Here is a 15,976-nt window from a genome sequence, read left to right on the forward strand (position 1 = left end):
GATAATGAAATAAGAATCAGTTATTATATTATTTAAGAGGTAATTTACTAGCAGTTACCAAAAAGGAGTTCTTCTCATGAAAATAACAGAAATTACAATGCACCGCATGAATATGCGAATGAAAAATCCATTTACAACAAGCTTTGGAACAGAACAGGATCGTGAATTTATTATTTTGGAAGCAAAGGATGAAGATGGAACTATTGGCTGGGGCGAGTGTGTCACATCCGAGTCCCCTCTTTATATTGAAGAATTTACAAAAGCTGCCTGGGTTATGCTGGAGGAATACTTAATTCCGCTCACACTGGGGCGTGAATTTAGCCATCCGGATGAGCTTACTGATTTATACGAACCCTTCAAGCGCAATAATTTGGCAAAAGCAGCTATCGATGCCGCAGCCTGGGATATTTATGCCAAACAGCAAGGTATTTCCCTGGCACAGGCAATCGGCGGTTGCAGAACTGATATCGAGGTTGGAGTCAGCCTTGGGATTGAGGATGATATAGAAAAGCTTCTTAACAATATCAAAGAGAAAACAGAGGAAGGCTATAAGCGGATAAAAGTAAAAATTAAGCCTGGTAAAGATGTCGAGGTTGTTGAACAAATCCGCAAGCAATTTCCTGATATTCCGCTGATGGTTGATGCTAACTCAGCTTACACACTCGACGATATGGAAACACTGAAAAAACTGGATCCATTTAACCTTATGATGATTGAACAGCCTTTAACAGCCGGCGATTTAATTGACCATGCCGAGCTGCAAAAGCATATTAAAACACCAATTTGCCTGGATGAAAGCATTCATTCCTATGATGATGCAAGACAGGCGATTCAACTCGGCAGCGGAAAGATTATTAATATGAAGGTCGGCCGCGTTGGTGGAATTACAACAATGAAACGAATTCATGAACTATGTAAAGAAGCGAATGTACCAATGTGGTGTGGAGGTATGCTTGAATCCGGCGTAGGACGTGCACATAATATCGCAGTTACCTCGCTTTCTACATTCACACTGCCTGGAGATACTGCCGCTTCTTCCCGTTATTGGGAGGAGGATATTATTGATCCTGAGGTATACGTCAAAGATGGAATCGTACAGGTCCCTGCTTCCCCTGGAATCGGATATGAAGTTAACCGTGAAAAATTAGCAAAATACACTGTTGAGAAAAAAAACTTTAAGCAATAAAAACCAATAAAAGATGAGCTGTAAAAGATGTTTATCCCTTTTGAAAAGGAAAAATTATCTCACAGCTCTTCTTTTTTTGTCTTCGTTTAAATGTTATTTTAAAAATAGTACATATTAAATACAATAAGAGGTTTATGCAAAGGAATAAAAACTAACTGACTCCTGTAAATCGGCAATAGAAATAGTCAATATCCCATTATCTGCATATGATTAAAAAATAAGTAAAATATTGAAGCAACTAACTTGAAATCATAATTGAATCAATGTATAGTTTAATCCGTATTATTTTCATTGGATTTATTGGAAACATTTAATAAGGAGGATAACACTAAATGGATACTTGGTTTATAGTTTTAAATATTATTGTTTTACTTGCATTAATTGGTTTATTAATCTATATGCAGAAAAAACATGTCTCGTTTGCAAAGCGTGTATTTACAGGGATGGGGCTTGGAATTGTTTTAGGAGCTCTTTTTCAGGTTATTTATGGCGAAGGCTCAGATATTCTCACAGGAACTCTTGATTGGTACGGCATTGTAGGGAGCGGCTATATTCGTTTCTTAATGCTGATTGTTGTTCCATTAGTTATGGTTTCGATTATTCGTGCCATTATTAATCTAAAGGAAACAAAACAGCTCGGGAAAATGGCCGGCTGGGTAATTGGTGTACTTATTTCTACAACACTTGTTGCAGCAACACTTGGGGTTATAACCTCTCTTGTCTTCGATTTGAATGCAGAACAAATCGAAGCAGGTCATGAAGAAACAGAACGTGGTGCTACAATGGAGGAAAATTTTGAATCCATGGAAGAAGAAACGACACCACAGCGAATTATTAACTTTATTCCAAATAATATTTTCTTAGATATGACTGGGGAACGTTCGACATCTGTTATTGCAGTAGTTATTTTCTCTGTCCTTGTCGGAATAGCAACCCTTGGAGTAAGCAGAAAGCAGCCGGAGCAGGCTGAACGTTTTACAAAAATGGTTAATGCCGTATTTGCAATTGTAATGCGGCTTGTAACACTCATTTTGCGTTTAACTCCGTTTGGAGTATTAGCATTGATGACGAACATGGTTGCAACGACAAACTTTGCAGGTATTGTACAGCTTGGTAAATTTGTAATTGCATCCTACGCAGCAATGATTGTGATGGTTCTTATCCACATGCTTATTATTAGCGGATTCAGATTAAACCCTGTTACTTTTATGAAAAAAGTATTTCCGGTATTGGGATTCGCTTTTACGTCCCGTTCCAGTGCAGGTGCCATTCCTTTGAATGTCACTGCACAAAAAGAAGCTTTAGGTGTAGATGATGGGGCTGCCAATATGTCAGCATCCTTTGGAGCAACAATGGGGCAAAATGCATGTGCAGGTATTTATCCTGCGATGCTTGCTGTTATGATTGCACCAACTGTTGGCATTGATCCAACCTCTCTTGACTTTATTGTACAGCTTGTATTAATTACAGCTATCAGCTCATTTGGTGTCGCCGGTGTCGGCGGTGGAGCAACATTTGCAGCGATTATCGTTCTGTCCTCTATGGGACTTCCAATCGCTCTGGCCGGTTTGCTTATTACTGTTGAGCCGCTCATTGATATGGGCCGTACAGCTGTCAATGTTAATGGCAGCATGGTCTCAGGTACTGTAACTTCCAAAGTGCTCGGAAACCTGGATGAAACGAAATTTAATGATAAAAATGCGGTTGTTGAAAATACCGGCATTTAAATTTTTCAATATAAATAGCAGCTATCTCCAGGAATTATAGAGATAGCTGCTATTTTTTTATTATGTGATTATGCTAGTCTGCCTGCATTCCTCCGTCCACATTATATAGTGCTCCATGTACAAACGAAGCTTCATCAGATGCCAGAAAACGTACGATTTGCGCAACCTCCTCAGGTGTACCGAACCTTCCAACTGGAATCCCCTGCTTAATGGCTTCTCCTGATTTCTCCGGCTCTCCAGGTGTTAAATTATTTTGAATATCAGCAAGCATCTGCGTATCAATTGCTGCAGGTGCTACCGCGTTTACACGAATTCCTGACGGGGCAGCCTCCAGTGCTGCGGTCTTGGTTATTCCGGCAACAGCATGTTTGGAAGCTATATATCCTACCATCCCTGCAGAACCAATGTATGCAGCATTTGATGCTGTATTAATAATCCGTCCATCTCCCTGTTTTTTCATTTGCGCAAGAACATGCTTCAACCCTAAAAATACGCCTGTTACATTAATAGACATAATCTGTTCAAAAGCATCCTGTTCTAACTCTGTAATCTCCGCAACAGGACCATTAATTCCTGCATTATTAAAGAAAACATCAATTCTGCCAAAATGATTTACCGTTTCCTGGACATAGTTTTTTACATCTGCTTCATTCGTTACATCTGCCTGGATAATAGCAATATTTTCTTGACTTGATGTGAGGGATTGCATTGCCTTCTCTAAGGATGATTCGTTAATATCAACTAGAACAACTTTGGCACCTTGATCCAAAAACAATTTTGCAGTTGCTTGACCAATTCCTCCTGCCCCGCCAGTTATCAGCACAACCTTATCCTGCATTAACATCTCTCCTCATTTTTTTATACATTTCATCTTCTATTTTTATGATAGCGCTTCCATAAACACAAATAATCCGTTCAGCTAATTACATGTACGAAGTAATCAACTAAATAAATGCACCATTGTTATCCCGATCCATACCGCTACAATACTTAATATGACAGATGTTATAACATATCGAAAAGCAATTTGCCACTGCTTATCCATCAGCAAATCAATAACTTCCTTCCCAAATGTAGAAAATGTTGTATACCCACCGCAAAAGCCTACTCCTAAAAGAAGCCAAAGCTGTGAGGATAAATCAAGACCATATAAAATACCCAACAAAAATGAACCTGTCATATTAATTAGCCAGGTTGCAACAGGGAAGATGATTCTTTTTTCAGCCTTTAACGGCTTTATATATTCACTAATTATGTACCGTAATAATGCGCCAATTGCACCGCCGAGACCTACTAAAATCACAGGGACAACGCTCCTTTATATTTTTTATATTTCTTCCTTAAATTTTCGGGTCTTCCTTAACTGGGAATAAACAGCTCTTGCTGCCCAGACACCTGCCCCTGCAAAAGCAATTCCCACAGCCAGACTTATTCCAATATAAAGAAGAGCCATTGGCAGATTAAGAAGCAGCACATCTAATGCAAAGGTAGAAAACGTCGTAAAAGCCCCCAAAAAACCAGTGCCAAATGTCAATGCCCATACTTGACGGTCCTGTCTGGAAAGTGAAACAAGTGTAAGCAGAAATCCTAAAAAGAAGCAGCCTATAATATTTACCGCAGCAGTAGCTAAGGGAAATGGCTGCTCACCAAACCACAGACCGATTTCATAGCGGGCCATCGCTCCAAAAAAAGCGCCAACCATTACAAATAGACAATTCACCTAATCACCTGACCTTTATCCGTACATCATTTAATACAATTAAGAGTATATACAATTTAATCCTAACTGACGGAGAAAGCAAGTATTTTTGAAGGTACCGCCTTCACTTTTCGCGAAAAGTTTATTTCCCGTCATATCATTGAAACTTTTCGAGCCTTTCCCTCGTAATTAAAGTGCAAAGAAAAAATGGAGGGACGCACCCTATGGAATATTTATACGGAATTCAAATTTTCTTAATTCTTATGTTTTTCTTTTTCAGTTACCTCATTTTAATACGCAAAAACTATTATTTAATCAGCGGATTCAAGTCGAGTACGGCTGCAGAGCAGCAAAAGATGATCCAGGCAGGCTATCCACGTGCTGCCGGTAAGATGATGCTGCATGTAGCTATTGTTTTAACAATCGGTTTCCTGCTGCAGCTCTTGCACGTTCCTTATGCAATTGAGGGTTCTTATGTAGTTATGCTTATTGTTTTATTTATTGAAACCTTTTTGATGATGAAAAAGGTGAAAAGAAAATCTCAAAAGATAAACAAAACAGTTTTAATGTTATCTCTTATTTTAGTCATTATCGTTTTTGCTATCCCATTTATGCCGAACACACTGGAAATAAATAGGGACTCCTTTGAAATATCAGGCTTGTATGGTGAAGAATGGACGTTTTCAGATATTGAAGATATTTCCCTGTATGATGAGCTTCCTGAAGTTATGATTCGTACAAATGGCATTTCTTTATTTGGAAAACATCTTGGGAAGTATCATTTGGAGGGCTTAGGAGCCGGTAAATTATTTCTCCGTTCAAATGAAGCTCCTTTTATTGTCGTCCGCACGAAAGACAGCTTTGTCATTATGAATACAAATCAGTCTGATAAGACATTGGAGTCCTATCATCAGCTGGAGCAAGCCATTCAGCAGAATACCGATAATTAACAAAAGCTGCCTGAAGTTTAGCGGGCAGCTTTTGTTAATTAATTTATTTCAAAAAATCTGGATTTTCAAAAGCCGGATCAGGATATTTATAAAAACCTTCACCGGATTCAATACCAAATTTCCCTTTATCCAGATACTCTTCTTTTAAGAAACTCGCAACCTTTTCAGCTTTTTTATCACCAGCTTCCGCATGTGCCGCGGACAGATTATAAGGTGTGCGAATACCAATAACATCTAACGTAGCAAATGGACCCTTAGGCGCTCCGGTAGCTACCATCCATGTTTTATCGATGGTCTCTGCATCTGCAATTTCATTTACCAATAAATCCTGTGCTGCATCTAAGAATGGAACAAGCAAGGAATTTAAGATATAGCCTGGCTGTTCTTTGTATATAGGGAGTGCAACCATGCCGATTTGTTTCGCAAATGAGACAACATCCTCAAACACTTTCATGTCTGTCCCTTCATGCTTCATAATTTCTGCTGTATTGTTTTTCCAAATCTCATTTGCAAAGTGCAGCATTAAAAATTGACTTGGACGCCCTGTTGCTTCAGCAAATTGGCTGGGAAGCATAGTAGATGAGTTAGATGCAAAAATTGTTTTTTCTGGAGCAACTTCTGCTAATTTTTTATAGAAATCTAATTTAATTTCTTCTTTTTCAGGCACTGCTTCAATAATTAAATCAGCGTCTTTAACAGCTTCTTTTAAATCGATAGAAAAACTGATCCTTTCAAATGCTCCCTTCACTTCCGCATCTGAAGCATTTAAATCCTCTTTATAGCGCTGCTGCCATTTTTCCATACGTGTTTTGGCTGCCTCGACAGCTTCGGCATTAATATCATATACCGTTACATTAAATCCTTTGTAAGAAACCTGATAGGCAATTTGGCTTCCTAATACGCCGCTGCCCGCTACTGTAACATTTTTAAATTCCATGAAAAATCCTTCTTTCTATTTTTTACAATTTTAGTATACTCCTAATGATGATAAACATAAACAAATTTGCTCAGAGGCAACTATTTTAAATTGAAGTTTATATTTTCAAATAAATAGAGCAGTCTGGAGCTGCGTTATTCATTAGCATCCCCAAACTGCTCTATTCAATTCCATTCTTTAAACCGGGCAATCATTTGCTTGAGCTTCTTCTCCAGCTTCCCTTCTCCTTCACGCTGTTTTTTCCATTCATTATAGCTGGCAATACTGATAAACAATATTCCGGCAATCAGAAGATACGCCCACCAGGGGAGATTACCCCAATAAGGCCTTGTCTGATAAATAACATTAAACAGCAGCGTTCCAATTCCAACAAAGAAATACGACTTCAATTGATAACGCATCCCTGCTAGTAAGGAAATAATGGACAAAATACCAATAATTAAAGCATCTAAAATTGTTGCGCTTTGAATGGCATCAGCAATCAAATAAACAGTAACAACAATCAGCAGCGCTGTCTGTATATGCCGCATCAGCGATTGATAATCTTGCCACGTTTTCCGGGATAAAATAATAGCTAAAGCAAGCATCGGCAGTGCCTGAAGCTCTGCATAAATCACTTCTGGAATGATATCGGTATAATGATCAAGCACCAGATAATATGGAGGTAAACAAGCAATTCCGCCAACTGTAATAAATATTTTCTGCAGCATTTGACTTCCCAAACGATCCACCTGCAAGAAAAACCAGGAAGCAAACAATACATAAGGAATAACAGTCAGCCAAATATTTTCCAGCCCGTTTACCGAGTTTAATGCAAAGGCAAGATAGGCAACTGCCATCAGAGAATACCAATCTACAGCCTGCACACTCCCTTTGTGAGAAACGTATAGTTCTGTAAATAAATATCTTCCGGCCGCTGCTAAAATTCCAAAGCCGAGGCAGAATATCAGCCATAAATCAATTTCTCCCTTAAATACTCCTTGCAGCTGCCATAGATAAACAGAGAAGAATAGAGGCAAAACAAGGAATAAGGTCCATTTTCGCCTATGCAGGAAATATAAATTCAGGATAACCAGCCCTGCAAAGCAGATGAGCTGCCAAAGCTCCTGTGCAGCTGCTAAAAATATTCCCATCGCTAAAACCAGATGCAGATACGGAATTAAAAACCAGTCTATCCGCCGCTTCCATACTACTGGTACTGCGGTCCAGACAGCAATTAAAACTATTCCGGCAACCAGCCAGGTATAAACAAACGAAAGAGCTGCCATCCAATCATAATAAGAAATGAAGGAAACCACTGTTCCTATGAGCATCATTGATCCAGCATATAAAGCAGTTTTTATTTCCCATTCTTTTCCCTTTGTCAGTGCAGTATAAATATAGACCGCCAACGGAACCAGCCAGACTGCCGGATAAAGAATAGGCCGTGCTGCACCATCCCCTGCGATGATCAGTACAAGGAAGAGGAGTACTGCATGCGCAAAATAAAAGAAATAAGGTTTTAAGCTGGCATCTAATTTACCTAAATAGCGTTCTACAGCTAAAAATAAAATTGGCAAACCAAGCATAAACCATACAAATCCCTCTAAAGTATTAATAGAAAATGTACTTAACAATGATACATAGAAGCCTAAGCATGCAGCCGCAACCAGACTCCAGAATATATGCTTCTTCGTAAAATGGACAAGCCAATATATCACACCGATTCCTATCAATAAAATCATCGGCCTTACAATCATTTCATCGCCAGTAAAATCAGGGTAGAGCAGCAGCATCGCTAATAAATAGCTGCCCTGACCAGTATAAAATGTTGTCCGTGTTAATTCCTTCTGCTTTCTCTGCTTCCAAATAAGGCTGATGCCAAGCAGAATTATCCCCGCAGCTGCCAGCTGAAAAGGTAGATCCAGCTGAGTGCGGTAAACATATGATTTTTCTGCAAACTCAAAGTAAAGAATATACATTGCCAACAGCCAGTTTACCGGAACAGCCCAGGCAGCAATACGTTTCTCGGCTGGCCTTTCAGATGCAGAGGTCACATAAAAAGCAACAGCTCCTATTATTGTAAACATGCCTGTAACTTCAATAAAATCAAGGAATAAAAGCTTAAGCAATACAAGGATAGCAATCACCGGCATCGACCAGTAATACATACTTTTCTGTATCGCCTGCATATAAGGAATACGACTTTTGAAGCCGATAAGAAGAAATAAACCTGTCATATAGAAAAACATAAAGTTAAGAATACTTTCCGGGAAAAGCGGCTGAATAACTAATGACCAAAATTGTATACCAATAGCAATAAAGAATACTGGAGCAAGCCAGCGAAAAACGCCCCGCTTCGTTACTTCTGCAAGATACACATAGGTCCCAGCAATCACTATATACGCAAGAAGCATAAACCAGGAATCTCCGTCAGCCCGGATAATTAAGCCCTGAAATGTGACATACAGAAATGCAAAACCCGAAATAATTCCGCTGATATAATAAAAAGCCTTACTTGCAAAGCTATCCTTCCGCATTATATAGGCAAATCCCAAATAAGCAGCGCCCATCAATGCATAGATAATCGAATCTGCTGTATTTAAAATCGAATTCTCTGTCAGCTGATAAATTCCATAAGCAAATAATGCTGCAAATACAAATTGATACCCTTTCGTCTGATAAACGAAAACCATTGCCATATAGATAAAAGCTGTCAGGAGAACATTAAAGCTGTAAAATACGGCCTGATTATAAACAAACAGCATTAATAAAGTGGAGACGATAAGATTCAGCTGGGCATAGGCTGGCAGCTCACCTAAAAAGACACGTAAAATCTGTTTTTTCTCTTTCCGAAAACGGTGATAAGCAAATAACAAAACAGCATTATAAAGCATCATCAGGAAAAAGAACATATCCACCGGTATTTGGATAGCAGCTAGTAAAAAGCCTATGAAGAAGGATAAGAATAAATAAGAAATCCATACGAATAATTTAGCTTCTGTCTTATAAGCATTCCAAATATATAAAGGGAGCGGAACAAGTGTACAAAGAATCCCGAGCCAATAACGTCCTTCTCCAGTTAAAGTTAAATAATCTCCAAATAATCCAAAATATCCAATTCCAATAATTGCAATCGGTAATAATAAACTTCCTAACGTCAAAAATGCAAAAGCAGTCTTTTCAATTTTAAGAAAACGGGATGATAAACCGCTTAATGCTAAAAAGAAAACAGAGACGCCAAGCAACGTGATAACCTTTAATAAAGCTCCCATTTGATCCCAGGTACTGGTTGCTACGACAAGACCACTGATTAAAAGAAATGAAACTCCGAGAATAAGCAGCCATGTAATATTTCTTTCCCGAATCTGTTCCGCAGTTTTCGGTTTCCGCGCCGGTTTTTCTTTTTTCTGTACTGATTTTTCCTGCTGCTCTGGAGCTGACAGCCATTCTTTCTTATTCTTATTCCCTTCTAAAAAGCTTGTCAGAATTCTTTTGCCATACGCATTATCCGGTTTCGGAACGGTTTTTGCTGTCCCTTCAGGCTGATTTTGCTCTGCAGCATGGGGCACCTCTTCAGACAGAATTTCTTTTTCTCTCTGCATTTGAGGTTCATTATGCTGCAATGCATCCATACTCTTATCAATTTGCTTCGCATACTCCTGATGAGCTGTCAGTATACGTTTATAATCCTCCATACTGATTAAATCTCTTTTTAGTAATTCTATTAATTCTTCCTGCAGAATTTGAGCCCGCGTTTTAGAATTTGAAATAATGCTCACCCTCCTTTACTAAGTTGAAGGATACTTTTATTTATTTGCTGCTATAGAGGATGTTCAATAACTCTCCAAATGACAAGCAGCCTCTCCAAAGACTATTGAACCAATCTGTTCTTCACCGACCTACTCCCACTTCAAAATGAAGGCCTTCAACCAGTTACACTGCGATAAATAAAGGATAATAAAAGCCTCCACTTCTCATTTATTGAAGCGAAGGCAGCTCATTTCTTCTTCCTGTCTGTTCCACACAACTGAAACATTTTAAGCTTTTACATCAATGGAATGTCCTAAGTTTGGATGCTGCGGCTGATCCAGCATTTTAATAAGCTCTGCATTTTGTGCTTCCGCATGATCCATAACTTTTCCCATTAAGCTGAAGGACACCTGTGTCTGCAGGTTAGCCTGACTCATTATCATTGACATTTTTCCGACATCCACTTATACATTCACCTCACTTCGGAAGATTTTATGACTATCTTTATTTTAACATAAGTTATAAACCCAATCGCATAAATAATGAATATTTTCAGATAAAAACAGGGATATACAAGAAAATAATTGCTATTTTAATTTTTCAGCATCCTCTTAAAGGAAATTATTACATTTTGAAAGTTTACAGTAATTCTTGGTGCTACCAAAAGATTCATGATAAACTTTTCATGTTGGAATATTGAACTATTTCTAAAGGATCAGATAAAAAGAACCAGACACTTAACTATCTTTATACAAAATAAAACACGTTATAATTTTAACTGCAAATCAGCTTCTTTAAGTATATTCAAAAATAAAGTGCTCAAATGTACGCAGTCAGCACTGATAAACTATCAGAAATAACCAGTTACCTATCAAAGAAAAGACATTTTTTTAGATAGTCTAATAAATTTAGTATTGCCGAGGTTAGTATGGTAATGAAATAAAGGAGAGGAAACCGTTTGGCAGGTGGAAATATTATGTTCTATCTTTTTGATGATTTTTTTATTAATCTTTGTATAATAATCACCTTAACTGTTATTTACATACCACTTCGAACGAAATTGAAAATAGATACCCTCTCTAATTGGAAACAAGGGTTTATTGACGGTGCTGTTTCCGGGTTATCCGGCGTCTTATTAATTGTGTTTTCTATTAAGGTGGCAGAAAATGCATTGATAGACTTACGGTTTATACCTATTATGCTGCTTATCCTGTTTACAGGATTGTTTCCTGCTGTCATCGCAGGTATTGTCATTATTATTGGGAGATTTATGATAAGCGGAATGACAACTCTTTCCGCAACAACTATATGTCTGGTAATTTTATTAATTATTGGATTCCAGTTGATTCATAAGCTGTACCAGCCTAATAAAGCAACCTACAGTAAGGCACTGATTATGATTCTATATTCCAATCTGATATTTTTCTGCATTATGATGTTTTATTTAAATGATTATCTTCAATTACTGCGTTTTGTGCCTGTTTACTGTATTGTATCGATTATTTGCGGATTGATTGCTGTTGCTTTCTCAAAGTACTTGGACAGAACAGCAATGCTTTTGTCGAAATATGAAGAGGAAGCATCTAAAGATTTCTTGACAGGTCTACAAAATATGCGGGCATTTGAAACAACCTGGAATCAATTTATCGATAAATCCATCACGGAAAATGAAAAACTGACGCTGCTAACACTGGATATCGATTATTTCAAGCAAATAAATGATACATATGGACACCCGGTAGGAAATCAGATTTTAACAGAATTCAGTAATGTTTTATTAAAAAATATCCGTTCATTTGATACAGCCTTCCGCAATGGAGGAGATGAATTTTCAATTATCCTGCCTGACTGCAGTCTTGAAAACGCATTAGAGGTAGCGAAAAGAATTTAAAAAGAAGTAGAAGCACATCCATTTCAAATTTCTAAGAAGAAAAATATTTGTGTGACCGTCTCGATTGGTGCAGCAACTTATCCAGACACTTGCACCAATCATCATCAAATCATCCAATCGGCAGATGAAGCTTTATACAAAGCAAAACAATCAGGGAAAAATAGAGTATACCCTTCTCAAACGTCAGTCCGGGAAGAAGTTTAAGGGATTTCCGGACTGACGTTTCATTAATAATAATGTAACAAATAGGCTCTCGAGCTGACAGCGCAAGTGGTTATACTACGTTATTTACTCAGCTCCTTCGTCTTTAAAACTTTAGTCATTGCTTTTACATTAAGCGGCTTACTATAATAATAACCTTGAATTTCATCGATATCATGATTGCATAAAACATCGAGTTCTTCTTTCGTTTCTACTCCTTCAGCAACTACTTTCATACCGAGGCACTTTCCCAGCCTCACAATAGTCGTTGCGATTTCTTTTTTTATGGGAAAATCAGAAACCCCGCTGATGAGAGAGCGGTCAATTTTTAAAATATCTAAATCAAGCTTTTGTAAGTAAGCCAAAGAAGAGTATCCCGTCCCGAAATCATCCAGTGCAACCTTGATACCTCTCTTTCTCATTATTTTTAAAATTTGCTGGACATACTTTTCATTATCAATAAAGAGATTTTCCGTAATCTCAATTTGTATCCAACTTGGCTCAATTTGATATGTATCAAGATAAGACCAGAATTTTTCAACAAAGTCAGCTTGTAAAAACTGGCTGGGCGATATATTAACTGATACCGGAATCGGATCATATCCTTTTGATTTCCATAGCTGCAGCTGTTTACAAGCATTTTCTATTACCCAATCACCAATTTCATTAATCATTCCTACCTCTTCTGCCAAGGGAATAAACTCAGCAGGAGATATTTCCTCAAATTCCGGATGCTTCCAGCGAATGAGAGCTTCACAGCTTGTAACAATATCCTCATTTGGAGACACTTTAGGCTGATATACAATATAAAACTGATTTTTTTCCAGACCCATTCTTAAGTCATTTTTCACCTGGAATGCTCTTTGATTCGAAAACTTCATCTCTCTATCAAAGAATCTGTAATCATTTTTAAACAAGCCTTTTACACGATACATTGCCAGGTCTGCATGCTTCATGATAGCAGAGGCGTCCGGGCCAGCCTCTGGATAGGTTGCTACGCCAATACTGGCAGTCATATTTAACTGATATCCTTCTATAGAAAAAGGTTCTTTGAAACTTTCAATAATAGATTCTGCAAAATACTGCATGTCCACTGGAGCTGTAATTGAATGGATAACAATTGCAAATTCATCCCCACTGAGTCTCGCAGCCATACCCTTTTCACCAATAAGATTCTCAAAACGGCGGGCAACAGCTACAAGCAACTGATCGCCTATTATATGCCCCAGCGTATCATTTACGTATTTAAAGCCATCCAGATCAATAAACATGATTCCAAACCTGCCATTATTTTTTTTATTATATTCAATTTTTTTTATTAAATCGTCATCAAATTTCCGGCGGTTCACAAGCCCTGTTAAATGGTCGTAGAAGGCCATCAAACGAATCTTTTCCTGATTTTCTTTTTTATCCGTTATATCAAAACGCATTGCTATATATTGGATCGGCTTCCCCTTTCCATCGTTCACGGGAACTATGGTTGTATCCACCCAATAAAAAGTACCGTCTTTCGCGCGGTTCCTGATTTCACCCTTCCAGACTCCGCCAAAACCAATTGTCCGCCACATATTTTTAAAAAAATCTCTGGAATGATAGCCTGAATTAATCAGCTGGTGTGTATTTCCAATTAACTCACCTCTGGAATAACCGGATATTTCGCAGAAACGATCATTTGCATGTGTGATTTTACCCTGCCTGTCCGTAATTGCTAAAATCACAGATTGATCCATAGCATACTTAATATCTGATAATTCCTTTAATGCTGTCATTAACTGCTGATTTGCTTCTCTTTCATCTGTAATCACACCAAAAATTTCCGCACCATCCTCCGACATAAAACGATAGCCAAAAATGTTAAAAAGTAATATTCTCCCATTTTCCGCATCAAAGGATGCATTAAAATGAATTTGATTTTTTTCACCATTAACAAGTTTTGAGAAATTTTCAGCTACGTGAGGACCGATATTAGAAGAGAGCACATTTTCATAGTCTTCTCCAGAAAGGACATCTTTTGACTTATTTATTACATTACAAGATGTCTGCTCTGAAAAAAATATTTTTCTATTCTTAATTTTAAATACAACCTGAGCCAAACTCAATTCCTCCCCACAACCGACCCTGCAGAAATTTATATAGTATAAATATATCATGTAAACATAGTTAGCAACACACTTATTTCGACTTAATAAAACATTTTCTTCTAAATACATTTATTTTATTTTCTTCAATTTTTAATATTTTTCTATGATATTTAAAAGAGGAAATGAAAGAAAGAATAAAAATGTCGGCTGTAAATTCTGGTGTTCTGTGCCGGGCAATACTATTTTTCATTAAAAAATTATTCACTATGAAATAATGATTCTATCATGCTCACAACAAAAAAAGCCGGATAAAGTATCGGAAATATATACTTTATCCGGCTTTTATTATAAGATACTGCTTTTACTAACTGAATAAATTAATTGTCGTTATAATAATTGGTACTGCGAAAACATCAATTAGGAATGCACCAACCAGAGGAACAACTAAAAATGCTTTTCTGGATGGACCAAATTTAGATACGACTGCATCCATATTGGCGATTGCATTAGGTGTCGCTCCCAATCCATGCCCTGTAAACCCGCCAATCATAACAGCTGCATCGTAATTTTGCCCAAGCATTTTGAACAGGATAAATATGCTGAACAAAGCAATAAAGATAACTTGGACCAGTATGATAAGTAAAAGTGGTAAAGCCAAGTCAACTATTTCCCATAATTGAATGCTCATCAATGCCATGGATAAGAAAATCCCTAGTGTTATGTCCCCTATTATACCTATACTTTTCATTTGAATAACATTACCGGAAATCCGGTCAATGATATTTCTCACAATAACAGCAACAAACATCGCTCCTACATATCCAGGAAGGACAAATCCTGTCACTTCAGTAAACGAATCTCCCAGGAATGTTCCTAAAGCCATACAAAATACAATAATGAAGACTTGCATCATAAATGATTTTGAATTTATTTTCGTATCCTGCTGATTTACATTGCCCATAGAGGAATCAGAGATTTCCTCTGTTTCTGTCGGTTTTAATTGATATTTATTCATTAGATATTTTACAATTGGCCCCCCTATTAAACCTCCGGCAACTAAACCAACTGTGGCCGCAGCTAAACCAATCGAGAGAGCACCATCTACTCCTAATTCTTCGATAGTAGTACCAAATGCTGTCGCAGCTCCATGTCCGCCCTCCATGGATACGGCTCCAACCATCACACCGATTAGTGGATCGAGATGTAACAGCTTTGCCATCGATACACCAATGACATTTTGAGCAAGTGCTAAAAATCCACATGCCAGCCAATAAATAATTAGCAGCTTCCCCCCTATTTTTAGCAGCTTAAAGCTGGCTCCTAAACCGACTGTAGTAAAAAAGGTAAGCATAAATAAATTTTGCAGCGACGTATCCAGATTAATAATTAAAATATCGAACCCGCGTAAAAATGTAATTACTAGTGCAAATAACAAACCTCCGACAACTGGTGCCGGTATGCAAAACTTATTCAGGAATAGTATTTTATTATTCAGAAATGTTCCTAGCATGTAAACAGCCAAAGCAAAGAAAATCGTTGTAACCTGATCAAATTCTATCATGATGCCTTTCC

General features: G+C 37.6%; 11 protein-coding genes and 1 pseudogene. 4 read left to right on the forward strand and 8 right to left on the reverse strand.

Annotation, left to right across the window (positions count from 1 at the left end; genetic code table 11):
- The first annotated feature begins 76 nt into the window (after window positions 1-76).
- On the forward strand, window positions 77-1,186 hold the full coding sequence (gene menC / locus MHH51_RS18335; RefSeq protein WP_339282854.1) for an o-succinylbenzoate synthase: 1,110 nt from the start codon (window positions 77-79) through the stop codon (window positions 1,184-1,186).
- Window positions 1,187-1,518: 332 nt separating this feature from the next.
- Complete coding sequence (locus tag MHH51_RS18340) at window positions 1,519-2,913, forward strand: cation:dicarboxylase symporter family transporter (protein WP_147210660.1); 1,395 nt, start codon at window positions 1,519-1,521, stop codon at window positions 2,911-2,913.
- A 73-nt stretch (window positions 2,914-2,986) separates the two neighbouring features.
- Here the strand turns inward: MHH51_RS18340 and MHH51_RS18345 are convergent, their stop codons facing one another.
- From MHH51_RS18345 to MHH51_RS18355, 3 genes are all read right to left on the reverse strand, one after another.
- Window positions 2,987-3,751, reverse strand: coding sequence for an SDR family NAD(P)-dependent oxidoreductase (locus MHH51_RS18345; protein ID WP_339282856.1), 765 nt, complete (start codon window positions 3,749-3,751; stop codon window positions 2,987-2,989).
- A gap of 102 nt (window positions 3,752-3,853) precedes the next feature.
- Window positions 3,854-4,216 carry a fluoride efflux transporter CrcB gene (gene crcB / locus MHH51_RS18350; RefSeq protein ID WP_147210662.1) on the reverse strand — a complete coding sequence of 121 codons (363 nt, stop codon included), beginning with the start codon at window positions 4,214-4,216 and terminating at the stop codon, window positions 3,854-3,856.
- 24 nt (window positions 4,217-4,240) lie between these two features.
- On the reverse strand, window positions 4,241-4,633 hold the full coding sequence (locus tag MHH51_RS18355; protein ID WP_147210663.1) for a CrcB family protein: 393 nt from the start codon (window positions 4,631-4,633) through the stop codon (window positions 4,241-4,243).
- Window positions 4,634-4,836: 203 nt separating this feature from the next.
- Here MHH51_RS18355 and MHH51_RS18360 point away from each other — a divergent pair, with 203 nt between their 5' ends.
- Entirely contained in the window at window positions 4,837-5,562 is a 726-nt protein-coding gene (locus tag MHH51_RS18360; protein WP_147210664.1) for a DUF3784 domain-containing protein, read from the forward strand.
- A gap of 43 nt (window positions 5,563-5,605) precedes the next feature.
- Here MHH51_RS18360 and MHH51_RS18365 read toward each other — a convergent pair whose 3' ends face one another.
- From MHH51_RS18365 to MHH51_RS18375, 3 genes are all read right to left on the reverse strand, one after another.
- Window positions 5,606-6,499: a 3-hydroxyacyl-CoA dehydrogenase gene (locus tag MHH51_RS18365; RefSeq protein WP_147210665.1), complete on the reverse strand. Its 894-nt coding sequence runs from the start codon at window positions 6,497-6,499 to the stop codon at window positions 5,606-5,608.
- Window positions 6,500-6,663: 164 nt separating this feature from the next.
- On the reverse strand, window positions 6,664-10,260 hold the full coding sequence (locus MHH51_RS18370) for a hypothetical protein (RefSeq protein WP_339282859.1): 3,597 nt from the start codon (window positions 10,258-10,260) through the stop codon (window positions 6,664-6,666).
- 258 nt (window positions 10,261-10,518) lie between these two features.
- Window positions 10,519-10,680, reverse strand: coding sequence for a YjfB family protein (locus tag MHH51_RS18375; protein ID WP_226895129.1), 162 nt, complete (start codon window positions 10,678-10,680; stop codon window positions 10,519-10,521).
- Between the two features lie 527 nt (window positions 10,681-11,207).
- Between MHH51_RS18375 and MHH51_RS18380 the strand changes: the two are divergent.
- Window positions 11,208-12,326: pseudogene (locus tag MHH51_RS18380) on the forward strand (GGDEF domain-containing protein).
- 80 nt (window positions 12,327-12,406) lie between these two features.
- On the opposite strand, the gene MHH51_RS18385 reads toward MHH51_RS18380, so the two are convergent.
- On the reverse strand, window positions 12,407-14,416 hold the full coding sequence (locus tag MHH51_RS18385; protein ID WP_339282861.1) for an EAL domain-containing protein: 2,010 nt from the start codon (window positions 14,414-14,416) through the stop codon (window positions 12,407-12,409).
- Window positions 14,417-14,768: 352 nt separating this feature from the next.
- Window positions 14,769-15,968: a sodium/glutamate symporter gene (gene gltS / locus MHH51_RS18390; RefSeq protein ID WP_339286320.1), complete on the reverse strand. Its 1,200-nt coding sequence runs from the start codon at window positions 15,966-15,968 to the stop codon at window positions 14,769-14,771.
- Window positions 15,969-15,976 lie beyond the last annotated feature (8 nt).

It is taken from the genome of Oceanobacillus sp. FSL K6-3682 (assembly GCF_037976165.1).
Lineage (GTDB): Bacteria > Bacillota > Bacilli > Bacillales > Amphibacillaceae > Oceanobacillus > Oceanobacillus sojae.

What these genes read in the sequence shown, in the direction of transcription:
- menC (WP_339282854.1), top strand. Translation starts at nt 77, where the DNA reads ATGAAAATAACAGAAATTACAATGCACCGCATGAATATGCGAATGAAA.
- MHH51_RS18340 (WP_147210660.1), top strand. Translation starts at nt 1,519, where the DNA reads ATGGATACTTGGTTTATAGTTTTAAATATTATTGTTTTACTTGCATTA.
- MHH51_RS18345 (WP_339282856.1), bottom strand. Translation starts at nt 3,751, where the DNA reads ATGCAGGATAAGGTTGTGCTGATAACTGGCGGGGCAGGAGGAATTGGT.
- MHH51_RS18360 (WP_147210664.1), top strand. Translation starts at nt 4,837, where the DNA reads ATGGAATATTTATACGGAATTCAAATTTTCTTAATTCTTATGTTTTTC.
- MHH51_RS18365 (WP_147210665.1), bottom strand. Translation starts at nt 6,499, where the DNA reads ATGGAATTTAAAAATGTTACAGTAGCGGGCAGCGGCGTATTAGGAAGC.
- MHH51_RS18375 (WP_226895129.1), bottom strand. Translation starts at nt 10,680, where the DNA reads ATGTCAATGATAATGAGTCAGGCTAACCTGCAGACACAGGTGTCCTTC.